This window comes from uncultured Ligilactobacillus sp. (assembly GCF_948826705.1).
GTDB lineage: Bacteria > Bacillota > Bacilli > Lactobacillales > Lactobacillaceae > Ligilactobacillus.
The window spans coordinates 1-20,913 of sequence record NZ_CAQLEL010000003.1 but is presented as its reverse complement, the minus strand read 5'-3'; the positions used below and the strand labels follow the sequence as shown (position 1 = coordinate 20,913).

Below are 20,913 nucleotides of genomic sequence, written 5' to 3'. Positions count from 1 at the left end.
TTATTGTGTCAATGATATATCTGGTGGCAATTATCTTATTACCAGAAACTTATCGCAAGAAGTGATCAGATACTTGCTCAAAGATCATGGCAGGCACTCTGGCCATGATCTTTTTTGGTATAGAGAGGTGAGCTAAATGTTTGAAGAAGTCAAATTATTGCTAGCATGGAAAGATAAATTGGTCACAGGGCCGTGGGGTGAGTGGTGCTATCGTCCAGGAAATCTACCATATGTCAAATATTCTCAAACTGTTGAGGACTTTATCAGAGAAGTCGAATTATTCGTGTACGACCAACCCCAGCTCAATTTAGAGAATTATCAATTGATCTTATCCCAAGCACAGGTAGATGTTGAAACTGTAACGGATCTGGCTAATTTATCTCCGCAAGTGTTATTGGCAGTTTTAGTGCGGATCATTAAGCGTGAGGAGTTTAGTGAGGGCTATATTTTGCGCTTTTTACAAAATCAGCTGATCGTTGATATTTTAGTCGAACTAGAGCAAAAATTTAGCTCAACGACTGAGAAAAAATATATGTTTTGTCAGGTCGAATTTATACCTGATGCACCACTCTATACGTATCTATGCGACGATGAGACCATTAAAGAAGGTGATGAGGTCGTTGTTCCAGTGGGGCCAAATGAAGAGATGCACATCGTTAAAGTCAAGAAGATCATCTATGCAACAGCGGCTAATGCACCTTATCCATTCGAGCAGTGTAAAAAGATCATTGATAAGTTGGAGACAAGAATCGATCTGGCATCAGTCGAGAAGGATATCTTTACGGTGACTTCACAGAGTGTTGATGCATTAGATACTCTGATCGGCACGTTTAGACTTAAAAAAGACGGTAGACCTTTAGCGATCGAATGTCTAGAAGCGTGTTTTTCAAAAACGCATGAAAGTCAACGGGGAACTTTGATCTTTAAAGCAACATGCCCAGATGTATATTTAACTGATCCGGAGGTGTACCTTTGTTTAGACAATACTCCTAAAGTTCAAATACTAGAAAAGATCACGCAAAGCTTAGGTGGGATCGGTAATGAGTGGCAAAAGATCGAGTTGCGAAGTGTCAATGACCTTGAGATGCAGTTAGAAGAAGCGACTGATCTTGCTAAGGTCGAGTTAAAGTTCGGGGCTAACCATGACGTTTCTGCTATCTGGGTCGACTACTTTATCACGGCTGATGGTATCATTGTTTACTTTAGTGAGTGGGAGAAAAACAATGAATGAACAAGGATCGATCCAATACGGACGATCTAATAAAGTGCATCTACGCTTTTGAACAAGAGACTGAGGTGAGATCAGTTCTTCAATTATTTTAAAGTAAAAAGCTAAATATATTTTCTACTAGGGTTTTGAATACGGTATAATTAGACTGAGAGTTTAAGAGGATCAAATTATTATAATTAGTGGAAAGCGAGGACTACACAGTGAAACTCATTGGAATCGTTGGTACGAACTCAGCCAAGTCGACTAATCGTAAATTATTACAATATATGCAAAGTCATTTGGCAGACAAAGCGAAGATCGAATTGGTCGAAGTAAAAGATATCCCTGTTTTCAACAAGCCGGCTGATAAGAAAGTCCCGGAAAAGGTGACTGAGATCGCAGCTAAGATCGAGGCAGCAGAAGGAGTGATCATTGCTACACCAGAATATGATCATTCGATCCCGGCAGCTTTGATGAATGCTTTAGCTTGGCTTTCGTATGGGATCTCACCTTTATTGAATAAACCAGTTATGATCACGGGGGCTTCATATGGTAAATTGGGTTCTTCTCGTGCACAAGCTCAATTGCGTCAAATTTTAGATGCCCCTGAATTAAAGGCCAGTGTAATGCCTGGTTCAGAATTTCTTTTGGCGCATTCGTTACAGGCTTTTGATGAAGCTGGGGATTTGATCGATCTAGAGACCGTTCAAAAATTAGACGCACTTTTTGATGATTTCCGCGTTTTCGTCAAAATTACAGCTAAACTTTCAAATGCACATGAGTTATTGCATCAGGAAGCTGAAAATTTTGACTGGGAAAATCTTTAATTTGCAAGGAAGGGGTATTTAACAATGAAATTTGTTGGCATCGTTGGCTCTAGTGCAGAACGATCATATAATCGTTTATTGTTGGAATATATTAGAAAACAATTTAAATTGAAATTTGAACTTGAGATCTTGGAGATCGATGAGGTTCCAATGTTCAATCAAGATGATAATTGGGCAGATAGCTTCCAATTACGCCTTTTGAATAATAAGATCACACGTGCAGATGGGGTCATCATCGCTACACCAGAACATAATCATACGATCACTGCAGCGTTAAAGAGCGTTTTAGAATGGTTGTCTTATCAAGTTCATCCGTTTGAAAGTAAACCTGTGATGATCGTTGGGGCTTCTTATTATGATCAAGGGACTTCTCGCGCCCAAGCCCATTTGCGTGAGATCTTAGACGCCCCAGGGGTCAATGCGTATACATTACCCGGAAATGAATTTTTGTTAGAAAAAGCCAAAGAAGCATTTGATGATGAAGGAAATATCATTAGTCAAGATACGGTCAATTTCTTAGAGACGTGTTTAGATAATTTTATCAAATATGTTGAAGTGGTAAGTTCATTGAAGAAGCCAAAACCGATCGCACCCGAAGATCTAGATGCTGATCATCCGATCAAAACAACAGTAACTGAAGTTGATCCCGATGATCCAGAATGGGTCGAAAAAGTAGCTGAGATCACAGGTGCGGTTTCAGGTGATACTTATGTTAAGCTTGATCATGGGATATTAACGGTCGATCAGATCAATATGTTCTTGAAGTCGATGCCGTTTGAATTGACTTATGCAGACGATAACAATCAGTTCTTATACTACAATAATGCACATCAAGATCCAGAGACCATGTTTGCTAAACGGGTACCAGCTCAATCTGGCAGTCGGTTATCAACAGTGCATAATTCATTGCCACCGGCACGGATGAAAAATGTTGAATGGGTCGTTGGGACTTTGCGCAATGGAAATCAGGAGTTTGTGCGCACGATCGTTCCTGGGGCACCAGCGAGTGTGGTCAATACCCACCATTATCAGGCGATGTATTATCCAGATGGTTCCTATGCCGGGATCAATGAACTAGTCTTTAATTTCAAACCATGGCTAGATTGGTATTTGAAAGAAACAGGGCAACGTTTGGTCGGTAAAAAGATGGGAGCCATGATGCCTGACGCCAGCACAGGTGCTTCTGAAACTCCAAGTGCTGAGATGACACCTGATGCTAATACAGGCGCATCAGAACATTAAAATAAATAGTGATCAAGGCTAAAAGTAAAGAAATGGGTCCTTTTAGCCTTTTTTTATATAAATTACAGTATAACGACCTACTGAGTTAAGTCTATCGAAGTTGGTCCTAAATGATATGGAAATACTATGTTGACGATGGTAAATAAAATCAAGGAGAGAAGCTGTATGGTATTTTATGCTTTGATTGTTTTGATAATTTTTTCTGGATCTTTAGCAGGTTTAGGAAAACAGAAATCGCTTAAAATAGTAAAGGCGTTTGTCTTTGTCGGCTTAGAAGCATTTTTAGGCTGTATTTTGTTTGAATTGTTGTTATTGATATTTTTTATAACACCACTGGGTCAAGTGCTAAATTATGGAATAGAAGGGTTATTTTCAGTGATCTTGATCATAGCCATCTTAAATGGGATCGTATTATATTGGCTGAATCATTTTTTGAATGTTAAGTTTAAGATATCTACTCAAGTGCAGGTGTTAAGTGAATATATCATCCAATGGGGGCTGATATATGTGACGATCTATCAAGTTATGTTCGATAATTTTTTAAGTATTCTAAAAAATGAGAATTTCAAAGCTAGTGATATCAGTAGTTTAAATCTGACTGATCCAAGTGATCTGATCATTTTGGTCTTACCATCATTGATCTCTGTTTGGATCGCATTGGTCCTATCACGTTTAAAAAAAGATACGTTATAAAAAATGAGAGTATAGCATTTATCCAACGATCAGATATAGTTGCTCTTGAAATGACGGAAGTGTATCTAAGTTTAGGGGGAAGCTGTTGTCGAAACGATCTGTTGTGCAAAAGACAAAAAAGTTGTGTTTACCTAACACATCCTGTATATTTTTAAGTAAAGAAGGAAAAGGAGGTGCTAGGGATGGACATGTTATTTATCGTTTTACACGTGCTCTTTGGCTTGGGATCATTTGCAGGCTCATTGATGTTAGCTGTTGGCTTCAAAGATAAATTCAATGAACTCAACACATTGCAAAAATCAGGTATCTTATTGACGATCATCAGTTTATTTGCGACGATCGCAGTTACGATGGTTTCTAAGGGCAACATGATCGCTGCAATTATTTTTATCGCATTAGGTGTCGTAGCTTGCGGTTACTTGGCATTTGCTAAGACAAAAGAGGCGTAATCGTAATTGAATAACTAACTTTGCCCTCTTGGCTCGATCGGTCAGCAAGAGGGTTTTTGTTGATCCAAAAACTTGTCAAACGAGATAAACTGTGTATAATAATAGTACTAAAGTTCTTTGAAAACAAGATCATATCGAACTTAGTGCAGAGAAGTTGAACGCTTTGCTAAGATATCTCGGAGGATAAGACCTCGTAGTTTGCTAGTTGGGATACTGGCTAGTGACTATCAAAGTGGTGGTGACATCATGGCGTTTTGTAAAAGCAAAAGAGGCTAAGAGATATGCAAATGTAGCCCAGAATTAACGTACTGAACTTTTCCACATGATAATAGACGCTCAGTGAGAAGAAGCCAATATTGCTGTTATTCAGGGATGGATACAGTTTACATTGGTAATATCCAAATAAGTGTGTTGCTGTGAATGTTAGAAATAACAGTATAAGAAAAGAAGCAGGTACATCGCTCAAGACGGCAGATCATACAAATATATGAAAATGCTGAATGTTCGGGTCGGTGTTGGAAGTTGAGATACTTGCCATGGTCTAGTAATGCATAAGAAAGTAGTGAGTCGCTCTTACTGCTCAGCTCTTATGAACTATTGACGGAATAAATTCGCAAGCTACAGGCGTAGAGAGAAATACTCCGATATGATCTTGTTTTGAGAGAACTTTAGCTAAAAGAGTGTGGGGCAATGAATAACAAGGGACCTAGCATGATGCATGTTTTTGCATCGTGCTAGGTCCCTTGCTTGATAGCAGTAGCTATTGAAGGATAATAAGACTCATGCTGTTGTAGTTTTTATTCGCCAACTTTACGTTTATCCCAAAAACTAGTAACAGTTTGTTTGTCTTCTAGCGTGTAATTGATGATCGCACGCAGTAAGTCGTATGGGATGTTTTTGCCAAATTGGAGCTGGAAAGTTTTTTTGCCGTGTTTTAGCTTTAGGTCTTTGATCTGTGGCAAAAAGTGTTCAAAAGTACGTATTTCAGGTGCCACAGTAAAATGCTTGGTGGCAACACTAAAACCAATGATAAAAGTTCCATGCTGGGTGAACATTGGCTGATTCCATTTGTATTCTGGCTTTAATTCTGGAAAGTCAGTCGTTAGCCAGTTGATAAAATCGCCAAAGATCAAGCGGTTATCTGGATCATCGATACGCTTTATATATTCAAGGATCTGCTCCATCGTTAAGTCCTCACTTTTTTCTTGTGTGCAATTATTGTATCATGGTACGGAAGGGAATGGGTAGTTTATGATCAGAAAATTTAGAACAGATGATTTAGAACAAGTGATGGAGCTTTGGCTGGTCACAAATATATCAGCTCATGATTTTATTCCAGCCAAATATTGGCAAGCCAACTATACATTAGTTAAAGCAATGTTGCCCCAAGCTGATATCTGGGTCTATGAAGAGAGAAATGAGCTTCTAGGCTTTATCGGGCTTCAAGCTGATAACATCGCTGGGATCTTTGTAGCTAACAAGGCACAAGGTAAGGGGATAGGAAGCCAGTTGCTAGCTAAAGCCAAACAAGAAAGAAAGCAGTTGAGTCTAGCTGTCTATGCTAAAAATGAGCGTGCGCTAAATTTTTATCGATGCGCTGATTTTGCCGTGGTGAACGAACAGCTAGATGAGGCGACCGGTCAAGCAGAGTATCAGATGGAATGGAAAGCGAGATAAAAAATGAAAGTTTATGTTCAATTGGGGAGAAATAAATTACCATATAGGGTAAATGCGTATCAAGCACTTAAGGGATTTGAGCAGTTAGGTTTTGAGATCGAATTATTCTCGAAGCTAAGTGAACTTGATCCAACTCAAATTGAGCAACAAGATATTTTTGTCGGAGGAATAGGTACGATCCGCCAAAGATTACACCAGTTAGGAATCGCATATCAGGAAATAAATTATCCTAAGATCGTTCAAGAATATTTAGGTCGAAAAATTTGGTACTCACATATCGATTACGTTAATACTCATCCTGAAATGTGGCAGGTATTTGTTAAGCCGGTTGAAGGGAAAAAATTCACGGGCAAAGTTATTCGTACACCAAAAGATTTGATCGGCCTAGGATCATCGTTTGAAAATGCTGCGGTTATTTGTAGTGAAGTGGTCGATATCGTAGCTGAATGGCGAGTATATGTGCGCTACGGTGAAATCCTAGGAGTCAAACAATATTATGGTGATTGGGAACAGCATCTTGATCCCGAGATTGTTAAAAATTGTATTGCAACGTATGAAGTTGAGGCACCAGCTGGCTATGGGATTGATTTCGGAGTCACTAAAGCAGATAAGACTATCTTGATCGAGATCAATGAAGGGTACTCCTTAGCAGCATATGGGCTCTCTGATTTGAGCTATGCCAAGCTACTAGCTGCACGTTGGGCTGAGATGACAGGAACGGTCGATGAATGTAATTTTTTAAAAAGAGTTGCGCAAAACTCTTTTTTGATTTAAAATGTATTTGTATCAGATACAATAACGATTTAAGAGGGATAAAATGCAAGACACTAAATTTGCAGTCGCATTACATATTTTGGTAATGCTATCAGAAAGTGAACGTCAATTGAACTCAGAATCTTTAGCTGAAAGCGTCGGAAGCAATGCAAGCTATATTAGAAAAATAATGGCGCTTCTAAAAGATAAGGGATACATTGTCAGTCATCGTGGGAAGTCAGGAACGACCTTAAAAATAGCTCCACGAGACTTAAACCTTTGGATGATATATAAAGCAGTTCAAACTCAAGAAAATAGTTTGTTTGCGATCCATCAGCATGCTAACCAAGCATGTCCTGTCGGTAAAAATATCGAACAGGCGATCACGCCATATTTTACCGAAGCAGAAGAAACATTGAAGGCGTCATTGAGCCAAACGACATTACAAGATATTATTGATGAGTTGTACCGAATAGGAGGAAAAAATGAAAGCTGCCGTTTTGACTAAATATGATAAGAAATCACCAACGATCGAAATTAAAGAGTTAGATCTTCCCACCTTAGCTGCCGATGAGATCTTAGTAGATGTCAGTGTTGCTGGAGTCAATCCACTTGACAATTTGATCGCATACGGTGAGCTTAAGCTAGTCACACCATACGAATTACCACAAGTTATGGGAAATGAATTTGTGGGGGGCGTCAAACAAGTCGGTCAAAATGTAAAAGCATTTAAAGTCGGTGATCGAGTTTTTGGCAGAATGCCACTTGCGAAGATCGGGGCCTTTGCTACTCACTTGACGATCGAGCAAAGTGCGGTCGCTAAAGTTCCCGAGTATTTGACCGATGAGCAAGCTGCTACAGTACCTTTGACTGCATTGACTGCGATGCAAGCTTTCGAATTATTAGATGCAAAACCGGGGCAAACGCTCTTTATTTCAGGGGGAACTGGGAGTTTTGGGATGATGGCGATCCCACTTGCAGTTGCTAGAGGATTAAAAGTGATCACCAGTGGAAGTTCTAAGATGAAAGAACAAGTTGAAGCTTTAGGTGTAACACGCTTTATTGACTACCGAACTGAAGATTATGCAACCACTCTGCATGATATCGATCTAGTTATCGATACACTTGGTGGTAAGGAACTCGAAAAACAATTAAAGATCTTGAAAAAGGGTGGATCGTTAGTTTCTTTACGCGGAACGCCCAATAAAGAATTTGCTAAACAAATGGGATTTGGTTTCTTTAAACAACTATTGTTTGGCTTAGTTGGAGCTAAGATCGATCGTTTGGCTAAAAAAGAAGATAAGAACTATTACTTTATATTTGTTAAAGAAAATGGTCCACAATTAGCAGAAGCAGCAGAGATCCTGGCCAAAATGAAAATTGAGCCTACTGTTGGACCTGTTTATCCATTGGAGCAGACTTCAGCTGCACTAGCTCAAGTTGCAAAGGGTGGTAACGCAGGCAAAGTTCTGATCAAAAACTGATCTGGGAGAGTATTATGAAAAAATATATCGATCTACCTATGCAATATGTTGTTGGTAAAAATCAAGTAACTTATGCTTATCGTGAATATGGGAATTTGAATGCGTGTCCATTGGTATTGTTACACCATTTGTCAGCAACATTAGACAACTGGGATCCAGGATTTTTGGATCTTTTAGCGGTAAATAACCACATTGTTGTTTTTGATAACGTGGGTGTTGGAAAAACAACAGGAAAAGTATCAGAAACGATCACTGCAATGGCCCGAGATGTGATACAGTTTGTGGATGCACTTAAGATACAAAATTTTGATCTGCTAGGTCTCTCGATGGGGGGCTTTGTGGCACAGGAAGTCTTGTTATTAGTCCCTAAGAGAGTCAAAAATTTGATCCTAGCTGGAACTGGACCACATGGTGGCAAAGGGATCAAGCGGGTAGGAATGCTAACAAATTATGACCTACTACGTGCTACTTTTATGCGAAAAGATGTCAAAGAGTATCTATTCTTTACACGAACTGATAATGGAAAAAAAGCAGCAAAACGATATTTTGAACGGATAAATACTCGGAAGGAAAACTTCGATGATAAGATAAAAATTGGGGCATATTTACATCAATTAAAGGCGATCAAGCGTTTTGGTAAGGCTGATCCCGTTGATTTTTCTAACTTTGAAATGCCAGTCTTAGTAGTGAATGGTGATCATGATCGCATGGTTCCAACGATAAATTCCTACCGCCTACATGAGATCTTTCCCAATAGTGAGTTATTGATCTATGACGATGCAGGGCATATGAGTATTTTTCAAGAGCAACAAGACTTTGTGGATAAGCTCACAAAATTTTTAAGATCATAGAAAAAAAGTGACCGTCCTTTTCTATAATGGGAAAGGACTGGTCACTTTTAATCTTTAAAGGTAGCGACTTGTTCTAAGGTAAGTTTATTAGGACTAAAGCTATTTAAGGGGTCAGTTGAAGCGTAGCCTAAAGCCACTCCGACGGCTAAAGTCTCGCTGCTAGGGATCTCCATGATCTCTTTGACAAGAGTAGGGAATTTGACTAATTCGTAAGCCGTGATCGATGCAAGTCCTTGAGCGGTAGCACTTAGGACTAGCGTTTGGGTAAAAGCACCGATATCATGGACTGACCAAAGTGATAAGTCTTTTGGTAGTGTGATATAGATGAGTGCTTGAGCATTGAAGAGCTTAGCTTGACTTTTACGAAAATCAACTTCACCAGGCTTGAAGCGTTGTTTGAATTCGGTCGTCCAAGCGACCATGTTCGCTTGTGAACGGTCATCCCACTTATCTCGACTTAAAACAGGATATTCTGGTTGGCCAAGGTCGCCTTGATCGACTGCTTCACGGTGTTTTTCTTTGATCAAAGCTAAAGTTTTACCTGTAGCAACATAGACACGCCAAGGTTGAGAATTGACCCAAGATGGTGTTGTTAGAGCATCTTGGATGATCTGGTCGAGCTGTGATCTAGGGATAATTTGCTCGGTAAAATCACGTGTCGAATGTCTTTTCTGAACGAGTGTAGTAAAATCCATTATGATCATCCTTTCATTTATGAACTACGATAAGTATAACATTTTGATGAAAGCGCTTGGAAGACTGAAAGTAGTTAAATTAAAAAAATAAAGATTGCAATCTAATAAATTTAAGGTAAAATTAAACTAACTAACTGAGAAAGGATGACATTTATGGATCTTATTATTCCAAAAGATTATGATCCCAAGCTTGATGTCAAAAAGACCCAAGAAGCGATCCGATATATTCGGGAGACCTTCCAAGATGAATTTGGCAAAGAGCTTGGTTTATCACGTGTTTCAGCACCAATGTATGTAGAAAAGAGTTCGGGGTTGAATGATAATTTGAATGGTTATGAAACACCTGTATCTTTTACGATGGAGAGTATCCCAAACGATACCATTGAAGTCGTCCATTCTTTAGCTAAATGGAAACGAATGGCCTTAAAACAATATGGCTTCAAGCTACATGAAGGGCTGTATACTAACATGAATGCGATCAGAAAAGATGAGGAGTTGGACAACTACCACTCAAGTTATGTCGATCAATGGGATTGGGAAAAGATCATTGCTAAAGATGAACGCAATGTTAAAACCCTTGAAGATACGGTCAGACGGATCTTCAAAGTGATCAAGCACATGGAAAATGAAGTCTGGTATAAATACCCTGAAGCAGTTAATAAATTGCCTGACGACATCTTCTTTATCACAACTCAAGAATTAGAAGATATGTATCCAAAACTCACTCCCGAAGAACGTGAAGACAAGATCTGCCAAGAACACGGCGCGGTCTTTTTGATGCAGATCGGTGGAACTTTAAAGAGTGGACAAAAACATGACGGGCGTGCTCCTGACTATGATGATTGGCAATTGAATGGTGATATTTTATTTTGGTATGAACCGCTTAACTGCCGCTTAGAGCTTTCAAGTATGGGGATCCGCGTTGACGAAGACTCGATGTTAACTCAATTAAAAGCAGCTGATGCCCTTGATCGTAAGCAATTACCATACCATCAAATGATCTTGAATAAGGACTTGCCATACACGATCGGTGGTGGGATCGGACAATCTCGTCTATGTATGTTGTTACTAGGTAAAGCGCATGTTGGTGAAGTCCAAGCAAGTATTTGGCCAAAGGAAATGATCGAAACTTGTCGCGCACATAATATCAACATTTTATAATAATTGAACAAACAGAGACCAATGGATGATTCTGTTGGTCTTTTTTACGGAGGACATGATGAAGTTCAAAAAAATACTGACAGGATTTGCGGCGGCCTTAATGCTCAGTGGTGCGATCGGGGCACCGCTAACAGCTAAAGCAACGACTCACCATGGTGGCTGGCGCACATATCAAAAAAATAGCTCGAGTGGCTCAGGTGAATTAAAAAAGAGCACACCATCACAACAATTAGCCCAAACAGTTTTGACACCTGATGTTGTTAAACGATTGGGAGGTGAGCAAAATCTCAGATGGAACAATAGTGGGGCTTTTATCGTTAATAACAATAAGACAGGTCTAAAAGCTAAGGTATCTAGTGCACCGTATGCAACAAATGAAGTCGATAGTTTAAAACGTCCGACTGTGGCCAACGCTCTTTTGAACAAAACAACGCGGCAATACAAGAATCGACACCAAACTAATAATGGTTCGACTAAATGGAAACCACAGGGATTTAAGCAACTCACTAACTTAAGTGGCGCCTATAATCACGCCTATGATCGCGGACACTTACTGGGCTATGCTTTAGTTGGAAATATCCGTGGTTTTGATGCTAGCGAGAGCAATCCCAAAAATATTGCGACCCAGACAGCTTGGGCTAATGAAGCTAATGCAAAATATTCAACGGGCCAAAACTATTACGAAAGTCTGGTCCGAAAAGCATTAGATCGTAATAAGACCGTCCGTTATCGTGTGACAAATATCTATAGTGGTAATAATTTAGTACCATCAGGAGCACATCTAGAAGCCAAAGCAAGCGATGGCTCGTTGGAGTATAATGTTTTTATCCCTAATGTTCAAAAAGGGTTAAAGATCGACTATGCTACTGGTCATGCGACAAAGGAGGCCAACTGATGGAGTTAAATGAAGTAAGTGCACGTTCGCATGCGATCCGCCAAAAGTATCATGCGTTAGAAGAAAAGCATCATGGCTCACGGTGGACAGTTGAAGAAGATGCCTTAGCTTTTCTAACAGATGCTGCTTTAGTGGGGCGCTTGACAATGGATCAACAGGGACGTTGGCCTAAGACAAGCAATGATGAATTAGCCCAAAAGATCGGCGAATCTGTTTGGTGGCTAGCGATCCTAGCTGAACGAACTGGTCTGAGTTTGGAAGAATGTGTAGAAAAATTTTTAACTGAAAAAGAAGCTTGGTTAAATAAATAAGCTATAAGAAAATATGATCAGTGCTATATGTAAAGCGAGGGACTCATCATGATGCAAGATCTTGCATCGCAGTGAGTCCCTTAGTTTATTTTTATCAGATACTTTTTTGATATCGATAGCCATGTTTTGAAACTAAAATAGAGAGTTATGTAATGACCGCATTTTACTAGCATTTACTTATTTTTTGTGTTTTAATTTTTATGTAAAAAAGGATGTGAGTAGATGGATAAATTAAAACGGATCGGTAGAATTTTTTTATGGACACTTCTATTGATGATCTTATCATCGATCCCAATGGGACTGATCATGCTTTTTACGGGCTTGTTGATGGCTGCTTTTTCAGGTGATCTAGGTGATATCTTTTCACCATTAGCCTTAGGGCTTGGATTGATTGGTGAGATAATTGTTGTTTTTATCTTAAAACAAGAGTATAAAGGTGATCCAAAGCAGTTACATCAGATCATGCCATTTGATAAAAAAGGCTCGTTTTTGCGCTATGTTACCGGATATGTCCTTGGACTGGCATTTTTTGCCTTGATCTGGGGAATCGCAGTTTTGGGCAAGGCGTTTAGTGTGAGTGTCATCTGGCAAAATTCCAATTGGGCAGTATTATTGGCCTTTTTGCTAGGCTTTGGGATGCAAGGTATGACCGAAGAAGTGATCTTTCGTGGCTATTTACAAGGAAGATTGGAAAAAGAAGTTTCAAAACGTTGGGCGATCCTCATCTCGGCTTTGGCATTTGCAGTTGCTCACTTAGGTAATGACGGGATTGGGATCAATGGGCTCATTGGTTTGACACTATTTGGGATCTTGATGAGCTTGTTTAGGACCTATACCGGCGATCTTTGGTTAGCAGGTGCGTTTCACAGTGCTTGGAATTTTGCTGAGGGACCATTATTTGGTACCCCAGTTTCAGGGATCAATGGCACAAGTGTGATCCTAGAGTCGCATCCAGTTTCTGGATATGCGATGTTAAATGGAGGTACGTTTGGGATCGAGTCCAGCTATTTGGCCTTTGTAGGCTTATTTATTTTAGTGGTCTTGACCTATTATTTAGGTCAAAATTATGCTAAACCGAGTAATCGAATAAATAGTTAAACTAACGGTCGTCTAATGGGCGACTGTTTTTTTTGTGACAATTGTCATGAAATGTCATGACAGTTGATTCTAGAGACAAGAATAGCTTTCATTTAAAATGAAATTATCTTGAGTATGGAAGTGAGACCAATGAAAAAAGTTATCGAAGTAGCTGGACTAACTAAAACTTATGTCCAAAAACCAGTCCTAAAGCAATTGAACTTTTCAGTTGATCGGGGGGAGATCGTAGCCCTTTTGGGAAAAAATGGTGCTGGGAAATCCACTCTGTTAAATGTTTTGCTACAAATGATCACAAAGGATAGTGGAAAAGTCAAGATCTTAGGAAGTAAGCACTTAAAAACTGAGAAGATCGGTGTCATGTTACAAAACGATTTTTCATTAGAAAGAGTAACGGTCAAAGAGATCATTGAACTTTGGCAAAGCTATTATCCTAATAGCAAAGATTACGCCGAGTTGTTACAGATCGCTGATCTAGCAGATAAACAAAACCAATTTTTGTCTAAACTTTCTGGTGGTCAAAGAAGACGTTTAAATTTTGCCTTATGCTTAGCTGGTGATCCTGAGTTGATCTTTTTAGATGAGCCAACAGTAGGGATGGATGTGGTGAGTCGACAAAAATTTTGGCAACAGATCGAAAGCTTACGATCATTGGGTAAGACCTTTTTGATCACTAGTCATTATTTAGAAGAATTACAAGGAGTCGCACAACGTTTTTTGATTTTAAAAGACGGTAAACTGGCTTTTGATGGTACTTTACAACAGTTGCAACAAAGCCATCAGGTGGTGGTGCTTAGATTTAATAGTCAATTAGATCAAAGTCTTTTTGCTGAGCTACCGGGGATCTTAGCGATCGAAGCCAATGCGGGGTGCTATACGTTAAAAACGACGCAGCTAAATGAATGTTTACCACGATTGATACCATATTTAGCAGCAATTGAAAATTTGAGTATCGAACAAGGGTCATTGAATGAGCTATTTCTTGAACTAACAGGAGGACGGGACGATGATAAAGCAGATCAAATTTAATTTTAAACGGATCATTTTAAGAAATCCCAGTTTCTTATTTTTTGACATCTTGATCCCAGTTATGTTTTACTTATTATTCACTAAGGTCATGTCTAGTAACGATCCAAGCTTTGAACGTGATTATTTAGTCTCGATGATGATCTATGCCAATTTACTGGGATCAGTTTTAACAGTTGCTAATACATTGGTGACAGATTATACAAGTGGCTATGCTAAGTTGTTGCAAGTTCTGCCTTTGAAGCGCTGGCAATATTATGTTTCTGTCGGTAGTAGCTTTTGGCTGTTGAATGTTTTATGTGTTATTGCTTTAGGCGTAGCTGGTTGGATCTTCAATGGTATTGTTTTTTCGGTAAAACTATGGGCGATCTTAGTTTCGGTCATTCCGCTCTTGGCGACACCATTGATGTTGCTAGGTGTTTTGTTGGCAACAACGCGTAATGTAAACACTGTCAATGTTTTGGGAAATGTTGTCTTTTTATTAGCGATCATCAGTGGGTTGTGGTGGCCTTTTGAGCTCTTGCCCCATTGGATCCAAGTGCTCGGTGGACATACCCCAGTTTATTATGTAGCTGTGATCGCGCGTGAGTTAGTTAACGGTAGATCACTGACTCTAGGCTATTTTGGTGGTATCGTTATTTGGAGCGGGCTGTTGAGTGGTTTTATCTATTTAAGTGAAAAGTTGATGCAAAGGATCAAATGAATATGAAAAAATTTTTACGTACACACGTTTTATTTCCACAATATTTAGGTTTTGCACCTTATTTTTGGTTGATCTTTATGTTACCTACTTTTAGTGTGATCACTGATATTCAAGGGATGACCAAGTATTTTTGGTTAGCTGTTATCGTAGTTTATATCAAGATCTATCGTGATAGTTTTATGACGGCAAAACACTTTAGCTTACGAGTCAGTATACAACTAGTGATCGATATGATATTTGCGTTTGTATTTAATTATATCTTTTTATTTGTGTTTACTTCATTTTTGATCGGTTCTTTTCCAGTCAGTAAAAAAGTATTCAAACGTTTATTATGGACGTTTTATCTAGCTCTAGGAGTGAGCCTTTCGTGGATATTGTACATGTTGTACACCAGTACGACGAAGATCGATATATTTGAGGTCGCCTTACTGATCTTGTCGCCTGCACTTCCAGTGGTAGCCTCACGTTCTTTGGGTGAGCAACAAGCAAAACGGCAAGCTTTACGTGAAGAAAATCAGCGTCTACGTTTATTAGCGACAGAACGTGAGCGGATCGCTCAAGCACTTCATGATGATCTAGGCCAAAGCTTTTCTCTGATAGCCCTTAAAGCAGAAGTAGCACAAAAATTTATGGAAAAAGATCTCGCTAAAGCTAAGGAACAGTTAGAACAGATCGCAAATGAGTCGCGAAATGATCTTGAATTAGTCCGGCAGATCGTGCGTGATCTGAAAAGCGAGACTTTGATCCAAACTTTACATGAAGCAAGTGAAAAATTAAAGCAGGCAAAGATCGTTTTGTTAGTGGAAAATGAAACGAGCGCTATAAATTGGAAACAAGAGGTCCAACAGATATTTGCGAGAAATATAAATGAAGCCGTTACAAATGCGATCAGGCACAGTCAAGCTGATATTTTTACAGTGATATTTAATGAAGATGAATACAAATATCAAGTGGTCATAAAAGATAATGGGATCGGTTTTTCACCCAAAGAAAAACAAACTTCTTTTGGAATAATGGGGATAAAGCAACGGATCGAAAGGGTATCAGGGACTAGCTCTTTTGAAGCAAAAAATGGTACTCAGATAACGCTAACGATCCCTAAAAAGAAAGGGACTGAGAATTAATGGTCAGTATCTATCTTGCAGAAGATCAAGTCATGATCGCGCAAGCTTTACAAATGTTACTTGAACTAGAAGCTGATTTTGAAGTTAGTGGCGTTGCCACAGATGGAAAAACAGCCTTGAACGATATTTTAGGCTCAAAACCAGATGTGGTGTTACTAGATGTTGAAATGCCAGGTATGACCGGTTTAGAAGTCGCAGAACAGTTGGCATTACTAAAACGGTCGGTAAAAGTGATCATTTTAACGACATTTGCACGTCAAAAATATTTCGAACAAGCTATCAAAGCACAAGTTGCAGGATATTTATTAAAAGATTCACCTAGTGAGACCCTCATAAGTGCGATCAGATCAGTTTTAGCAGGACAAACAGTCTACGAAAGTCGGTTAGTTCAAGGGATGTTTGCAGCCGAAACACCACCACTGACTAAACGAGAACTAGAGATATTACAAGTGATGCAGTCAGTAACTACGACAAAGGAGATCGCCGAAAGGGTATTTTTAGCTGAAGGAACAGTGCGCAATTATATTTCAGCAATCTTAAGTAAGACTGGAACAGCTACGCGCTTAGAGGCAGTCATGTTGGCACAAAAGAATGGTTGGATCTAAAAAGCAGTGAAGCCTAATTAAGCTCACTGCTTTTCTTTTTTACTCAAAATAAAAAGACTTCCTACGTTTAGAAAGTCCAGTTATAATTGCTATCAACAAGATGTGTCAGACTCAAGCTCATCAACTAGCTCATAGACACGATTATCAGCTTCGTCATAGACACTGATCGGTTTACCATCGACGGCATCGATCCGCAAATGATAGCCATAACCATCCAAAAAAATCAGTTCTTTAGTGGTAAGGGCCTGGACCTGTCCCGTAAGTTCGCGGTGGTCGATCAAAATACGCAAGTCAGTTGTGATCTCAAGACAATGAGTTCGATTACTTAATTCATCGATAAATTGCCAACTACCAGCATAGATCAGTGGTAGAGACATCTGTGGTTGTTTGCTTTTCTTGTTAAAATTGATCACGTTACTGAATAAAGTATGGCCTAAACTGATCAAGCCCTTGCGTTTCATTGCTTCAACCCCTCCAATTTTCTTATTGAGTATAATATACCACGATTTATACCGTAAAAATAGTAAAATACCAGCAATATTTGAAAATGAAATATAATAGAAATTTTGTCATACTTTTGGAATATTTTAACTTAAAAAATTGGGATAAATCAGCTTTTAGTACGCTAATATTTCGAAGTCTGTTATAATAAATACGAATGGAGAATGAAAGGGGTTACTTATTATGAAACTCGGGATCATTGGTACTAATTGGATCACCAAACAATTTGTTGAAGCTACAGAAGCTACAGGTGAATTTACTTTGACCAGCGTATATTCAAGGAAAGTAGCCACAGCGAAAAAATTTGGTGCAGATTTCAAAAATGTAACAGAATATTTTGATAATTTAAATGAATTTTTTGAACAAGGTACTTTTGAGGTGGTCTACATTGCATCTCCCAATAATTTGCATTTTGAACAAACCTTACAAGCCTTAAAAGCCAAGAAACATGTGATCGTTGAAAAGCCCATGTGTTCTAACCCAGCAGAACTCAAAGTCTTACAGAAATACTTGCATCATCATCCAGAACTTTATTGCTTTGAGGCAGCTAGACATTTCCATGAGCCGAATTTTCAAAGTGTCAAACAAGCGATCAAAGAGTTACCTGTGATCCAGGGGGCTAACTTGACCTATAAAAAATACTCCTCGCGTTATGATCAATTTTTAGCGGGAGAAGAACCAAATGTCTTTTCTCCTAAATTTTCAGGTGGAGCTTTGCAAGATCTAGGTGTATATCTTGTCTATGATGCGATCAGTTGGTTTGGGATCCCAGAAGATGCCCACTACTATCCAGTAAAATTACGCAACGGGATCGATGGCTCTGGGACTGCTATTTTGAACTATTCGGGCTATGATGTAGTCTTAAATGTTGGTAAGACAGCTAATTCATATCTACCTGGTGAAGTTTACGGTCTAAAAGAGACGATCGTGATGGATAATGCGGCTGAATTACAAAAAGTGGAATTGGTCGATGCCACAGGAAATGGTACAATATTATCAGTGGATCCGGCTAAAAATCCAATGTTGGCTGAAGCAAAGGCTTTTGGAGAGGTTTTACGGGATACGGATTCACTGCAAAATAAGCAGTTACAGCAGGAGTGGTTAGCCGTAGCCGTTGAAGTAAATCATATCTTGTATAAATTACGTCAAAGTGCAGGACTTGCTTTTCCTGCTGATGAGGTTGACCACTGAGAAAGGTAAGTATGAATCCAAAATTTGAGAATTATTTTAAAGAACAAGGCTTTAAAGACCTAACGCCGATCCAAGCAGGAGTTGCGCCATTATTAGCGCGCGGTGAGAGTGTGTTAGGATTGGCTCCGACTGGTTCGGGTAAGACTTTGGCTTACGCTTTGCCATTATTAGAACAACTTTTACCTAAGGATGGTACGCAATTATTGATCTTAGCTCCATCGCAAGAATTGGCAGCACAGTTGACTAATGTGATCCGGCCATGGGCTAAGTTACTTGAACTAAATGTCTTATCTCTGATAGGTGGTGCAAATGTCAAACGACAGATCGAAAAATTAAAAAAGCGACCTGAAGTTGTGATCGGGACACCAGGGCGGTTATTGAATTTGATCAGTGATAAAAAGCTAAAATTGCACAAACTAGAAGCGATCGTGATCGATGAGGCTGATGAATTGTTGAGTGAAGCCGAAACGTTGGCTGATTGTCGTGAGATCATTATGCATGCGCCTGGTGAGGTAGCTGTTTCGTTCTTTTCAGCTACTAAAGCCCCGATCTTATCGGAATTACATCGCTGGTTTGGGATCGAACCAACTGTGATCGATGTTCGTAAAGTTGATCATACTCAAGGTCAAGTGGAGCATTATCTATTAGAAGTTCCACAAAGAAAGCGTGTTGATGCTTTACGCAGATTGGCGCAGTTAGATGAATTTTGTGCTCTGGTCTTTTTCAAGCAAACAGCTGAATTAAATGATGCATACGAAAAGTTAAAACATGCACATGTCAACGTTGCGCGTTTGAATAGTGAACAGCGCCAAGTTGAACGTGAACAAGCTTTACGTCAATTGCGAAAAAGAGAAGTTGCTTTGTTATTGACCACAGATGTAGCGGCTAGAGGATTAGATATTCCAGGGTTACCAGCTGTCGTGAACTATGATCTACCTAAAAATGTCAATACGTATATTCACCGAGTTGGACGTACGGGACGAATGGGTGCTGATGGGGTCGTCATTAACATAGGTAATGAACGTGATCTGCGGATGTTTAAGCAGTTGGTCAGAGAAAATGGTTATGAACTAGAGCCAGTCTACCTTTATCAACGGCAACTAGTTACTGATCAAAATAAGTTGGCCGAATTGAAGAAACAAGCGCCTAGTCGACCAGTTCGGAAAAAGACAAATAAACCAGTGACTCAAACTGGATCCACTAAGAAAAAGCGGAAAAAGAACCGTAAACGTGACCAAAAAAATAAAGGAAAACGTAAGAAAAGTTAGATAACTGGTGCAAAGAAGATAAAGTGATATACTGAGAGTAAAGCTAGCAGAAAGAGGAAGAACAGATGGAAATTTCAATGAATTTGAATGTTTCAGCCGAATATTTATTTCAGCGTTTGTTGGATACACTACTGTATGACATCAAGCAAGAAACAGGACGCGAATTGACTGTGGCTGAGTTACCTGATTTAAGCTATGCTACTAAGTTAGACCATCAGACCAAAGCTCAACTTAAGGTCATCAAGTTGATCCCAGGTCGCAGTTATCATTTGCAGATCCAAACAGATAATTATGTGAAAAAAGAAGCTTATGAATTGACACCGTTAGCTAAAGATCAAGTTAAAGTCGATTATCATGAAGAGAGCTTGGTCAAAAAGCCGTCTTCTAAACTACAAACTAAGATCTTCGCACCTTTAGCTAAGTGGATCAGGCGACATAATTTTATGAAATTACTAAAAGAGATCGAGGTCGGTTACTAGGATCATTGACTTTATAAGTGATTCTTCCTATAATAGAGTAGTCGTTTTTAATGACTATTCTATTTTTTGCGCTTGTAGCTCAGCAGGATAGAGCAACCGCCTCCTAAGCGGTAGGTCATCGGTTCAATTCCGATCAAGCGCATAATATATCTGTGTAATTAAGCCTTTTGAAATGTCCAAACACTTCAGAAGGCTTTTTAGTAGCTGATCTAGCCAGGATCCTTTAGAATCAAGATATGAACGATTTTGTGAAAGGATGAGTCAAATGTTTAAAAATCTAGTCCAGGGTGCTTTGGGAAACTACTCTGAAGTCAGTGTGCGTGAATTGACCCAAGAATATGGTGACTTTTTACTGACAGATGAAACGATCAGCAGTGGTTATAAACTAGTTCGCGATGCCTTGATCTTTACAAATTATCGGATGATTTTTGTTGATAAGCAGGGGGCAACTGGTAAAAAGACCGCTTACCACACGGTCTATTTAGATGGGATAGTTGATGTGACGATCGAGACGGCGGGATTTGGGGTCGATGACAGTGAGATCAAAGTGACTGTTTTGGAAAATGTTTATCAAAAGCCACATAAGGAAAATTTGACAACAATGAAATTTGAATTTCCTAAGCGGATCGATATTTTGCCACTCTATCGTTACTTATCCGAATTAGCATTGGCA

25 protein-coding genes and 1 tRNA gene are annotated in these 20,913 nt (G+C 39.2%); 23 read left to right on the top strand and 3 right to left on the bottom strand.

What is annotated here, in order from left to right; translation table 11 throughout:
* The first annotated feature begins 136 nt into the window (after positions 1-136).
* The 5 genes from Q9Q35_RS00290 to Q9Q35_RS00270 all read left to right on the top strand — a co-directional run bounded on the left by Q9Q35_RS00290 (position 137) and on the right by Q9Q35_RS00270 (position 4,421).
* A complete protein-coding gene (locus Q9Q35_RS00290; RefSeq protein ID WP_304651629.1) occupies positions 137-1,231 on the top strand; it encodes a DUF6508 domain-containing protein in 1,095 nt (364 codons plus the stop codon).
* Between the two features lie 200 nt (positions 1,232-1,431).
* The gene (locus Q9Q35_RS00285; RefSeq protein ID WP_304651628.1) at positions 1,432-2,037 is read left to right on the top strand and encodes an NADPH-dependent FMN reductase; all 606 of its coding nucleotides are present in this window, start codon (positions 1,432-1,434) and stop codon (positions 2,035-2,037) included.
* 24 nt (positions 2,038-2,061) lie between these two features.
* Positions 2,062-3,279, top strand: coding sequence for an NAD(P)H-dependent oxidoreductase (locus tag Q9Q35_RS00280; protein ID WP_304651627.1), 1,218 nt, complete (start codon positions 2,062-2,064; stop codon positions 3,277-3,279).
* A gap of 165 nt (positions 3,280-3,444) precedes the next feature.
* A complete protein-coding gene (locus Q9Q35_RS00275) occupies positions 3,445-3,972 on the top strand; it encodes a hypothetical protein (RefSeq protein WP_304651626.1) in 528 nt (175 codons plus the stop codon).
* 182 nt (positions 3,973-4,154) lie between these two features.
* On the top strand, positions 4,155-4,421 hold the full coding sequence (locus tag Q9Q35_RS00270; protein WP_304651625.1) for a Na+-transporting malonate decarboxylase, carboxybiotin decarboxylase subunit, madB: 267 nt from the start codon (positions 4,155-4,157) through the stop codon (positions 4,419-4,421).
* A 797-nt stretch (positions 4,422-5,218) separates the two neighbouring features.
* Here Q9Q35_RS00270 and Q9Q35_RS00265 read toward each other — a convergent pair.
* A complete protein-coding gene (locus tag Q9Q35_RS00265) occupies positions 5,219-5,605 on the bottom strand; it encodes an iron chaperone (protein ID WP_304651624.1) in 387 nt (128 codons plus the stop codon).
* A gap of 67 nt (positions 5,606-5,672) precedes the next feature.
* On the opposite strand from Q9Q35_RS00265, the gene Q9Q35_RS00260 reads away from it, so the two are divergent.
* From Q9Q35_RS00260 to Q9Q35_RS00240, 5 genes are read left to right on the top strand one after another with little or no spacing between them, the layout of a single operon-like run.
* Positions 5,673-6,098: an N-acetyltransferase gene (locus Q9Q35_RS00260; protein WP_304651623.1), complete on the top strand. Its 426-nt coding sequence runs from the start codon at positions 5,673-5,675 to the stop codon at positions 6,096-6,098.
* Positions 6,099-6,101: 3 nt separating this feature from the next.
* Positions 6,102-6,872, top strand: a complete 771-nt coding sequence (locus tag Q9Q35_RS00255; RefSeq protein ID WP_304651622.1) for an ATP-grasp domain-containing protein — start codon at positions 6,102-6,104, stop codon at positions 6,870-6,872.
* A 43-nt stretch (positions 6,873-6,915) separates the two neighbouring features.
* Positions 6,916-7,359, top strand: a complete 444-nt coding sequence (locus tag Q9Q35_RS00250) for an Rrf2 family transcriptional regulator (RefSeq protein ID WP_304651621.1) — start codon at positions 6,916-6,918, stop codon at positions 7,357-7,359.
* Positions 7,337-8,335 carry an NADP-dependent oxidoreductase gene (locus Q9Q35_RS00245; RefSeq protein WP_304651620.1) on the top strand — a complete coding sequence of 333 codons (999 nt, stop codon included), beginning with the start codon at positions 7,337-7,339 and terminating at the stop codon, positions 8,333-8,335. The genes Q9Q35_RS00250 and Q9Q35_RS00245 overlap by 23 nt, the downstream gene beginning before the upstream one ends.
* Before the next feature lie 14 nt (positions 8,336-8,349).
* Positions 8,350-9,186, top strand: coding sequence for an alpha/beta fold hydrolase (locus Q9Q35_RS00240; protein ID WP_304651619.1), 837 nt, complete (start codon positions 8,350-8,352; stop codon positions 9,184-9,186).
* A gap of 47 nt (positions 9,187-9,233) precedes the next feature.
* Here Q9Q35_RS00240 and Q9Q35_RS00235 read toward each other — a convergent pair whose 3' ends face one another.
* The gene (locus Q9Q35_RS00235; protein WP_304651618.1) at positions 9,234-9,881 is read right to left on the bottom strand and encodes a nitroreductase; all 648 of its coding nucleotides are present in this window, start codon (positions 9,879-9,881) and stop codon (positions 9,234-9,236) included.
* Between the two features lie 153 nt (positions 9,882-10,034).
* Here Q9Q35_RS00235 and asnA point away from each other — a divergent pair, with 153 nt between their 5' ends.
* From asnA to Q9Q35_RS00195, 8 genes are all read left to right on the top strand, one after another.
* A complete protein-coding gene (asnA, locus tag Q9Q35_RS00230; protein ID WP_304651617.1) occupies positions 10,035-11,042 on the top strand; it encodes an aspartate--ammonia ligase in 1,008 nt (335 codons plus the stop codon).
* A gap of 58 nt (positions 11,043-11,100) precedes the next feature.
* Complete coding sequence (locus tag Q9Q35_RS00225) at positions 11,101-11,937, top strand: DNA/RNA non-specific endonuclease (RefSeq protein WP_304651616.1); 837 nt, start codon at positions 11,101-11,103, stop codon at positions 11,935-11,937.
* Entirely contained in the window at positions 11,937-12,248 is a 312-nt protein-coding gene (locus Q9Q35_RS00220) for a MazG-like protein (protein ID WP_304651615.1), read from the top strand. The genes Q9Q35_RS00225 and Q9Q35_RS00220 overlap by 1 nt, the downstream gene beginning before the upstream one ends.
* A gap of 222 nt (positions 12,249-12,470) precedes the next feature.
* Entirely contained in the window at positions 12,471-13,346 is an 876-nt protein-coding gene (locus Q9Q35_RS00215) for a CPBP family intramembrane glutamic endopeptidase (protein ID WP_304651614.1), read from the top strand.
* 129 nt (positions 13,347-13,475) lie between these two features.
* Positions 13,476-14,372 carry an ABC transporter ATP-binding protein gene (locus tag Q9Q35_RS00210; RefSeq protein ID WP_304651613.1) on the top strand — a complete coding sequence of 299 codons (897 nt, stop codon included), beginning with the start codon at positions 13,476-13,478 and terminating at the stop codon, positions 14,370-14,372.
* Positions 14,350-15,072, top strand: a complete 723-nt coding sequence (locus Q9Q35_RS00205) for an ABC transporter permease (RefSeq protein WP_304651612.1) — start codon at positions 14,350-14,352, stop codon at positions 15,070-15,072. Before Q9Q35_RS00210 ends, Q9Q35_RS00205 begins: the two co-directional genes overlap by 23 nt.
* Positions 15,073-15,074: 2 nt before the next feature.
* Complete coding sequence (locus Q9Q35_RS00200) at positions 15,075-16,196, top strand: sensor histidine kinase (RefSeq protein WP_304651611.1); 1,122 nt, start codon at positions 15,075-15,077, stop codon at positions 16,194-16,196.
* Positions 16,196-16,801 carry a response regulator transcription factor gene (locus Q9Q35_RS00195; RefSeq protein ID WP_304651610.1) on the top strand — a complete coding sequence of 202 codons (606 nt, stop codon included), beginning with the start codon at positions 16,196-16,198 and terminating at the stop codon, positions 16,799-16,801. The genes Q9Q35_RS00200 and Q9Q35_RS00195 overlap by 1 nt, the downstream gene beginning before the upstream one ends.
* 92 nt (positions 16,802-16,893) lie before the next feature.
* Here Q9Q35_RS00195 and Q9Q35_RS00190 read toward each other — a convergent pair whose 3' ends face one another.
* Positions 16,894-17,262, bottom strand: coding sequence for a DUF4828 domain-containing protein (locus Q9Q35_RS00190; RefSeq protein WP_304651609.1), 369 nt, complete (start codon positions 17,260-17,262; stop codon positions 16,894-16,896).
* A 220-nt stretch (positions 17,263-17,482) separates the two neighbouring features.
* Between Q9Q35_RS00190 and Q9Q35_RS00185 the strand changes: the two genes are divergently transcribed.
* The 5 genes from Q9Q35_RS00185 to Q9Q35_RS00165 all read left to right on the top strand — a co-directional run.
* The gene (locus tag Q9Q35_RS00185) at positions 17,483-18,493 is read left to right on the top strand and encodes a Gfo/Idh/MocA family protein (protein WP_304651630.1); all 1,011 of its coding nucleotides are present in this window, start codon (positions 17,483-17,485) and stop codon (positions 18,491-18,493) included.
* Between the two features lie 11 nt (positions 18,494-18,504).
* Positions 18,505-19,761: a DEAD/DEAH box helicase gene (locus tag Q9Q35_RS00180; protein WP_304651608.1), complete on the top strand. Its 1,257-nt coding sequence runs from the start codon at positions 18,505-18,507 to the stop codon at positions 19,759-19,761.
* 65 nt (positions 19,762-19,826) lie between these two features.
* Positions 19,827-20,240, top strand: a complete 414-nt coding sequence (locus Q9Q35_RS00175; RefSeq protein ID WP_304651607.1) for a DUF3284 domain-containing protein — start codon at positions 19,827-19,829, stop codon at positions 20,238-20,240.
* Between the two features lie 68 nt (positions 20,241-20,308).
* Positions 20,309-20,382: transfer RNA gene (locus tag Q9Q35_RS00170), tRNA-Arg, on the top strand.
* A gap of 123 nt (positions 20,383-20,505) precedes the next feature.
* Positions 20,506-20,913: PH domain-containing protein (locus Q9Q35_RS00165; RefSeq protein ID WP_304651606.1), on the top strand; the 408-nt coding region annotated here is incomplete at its 3' end.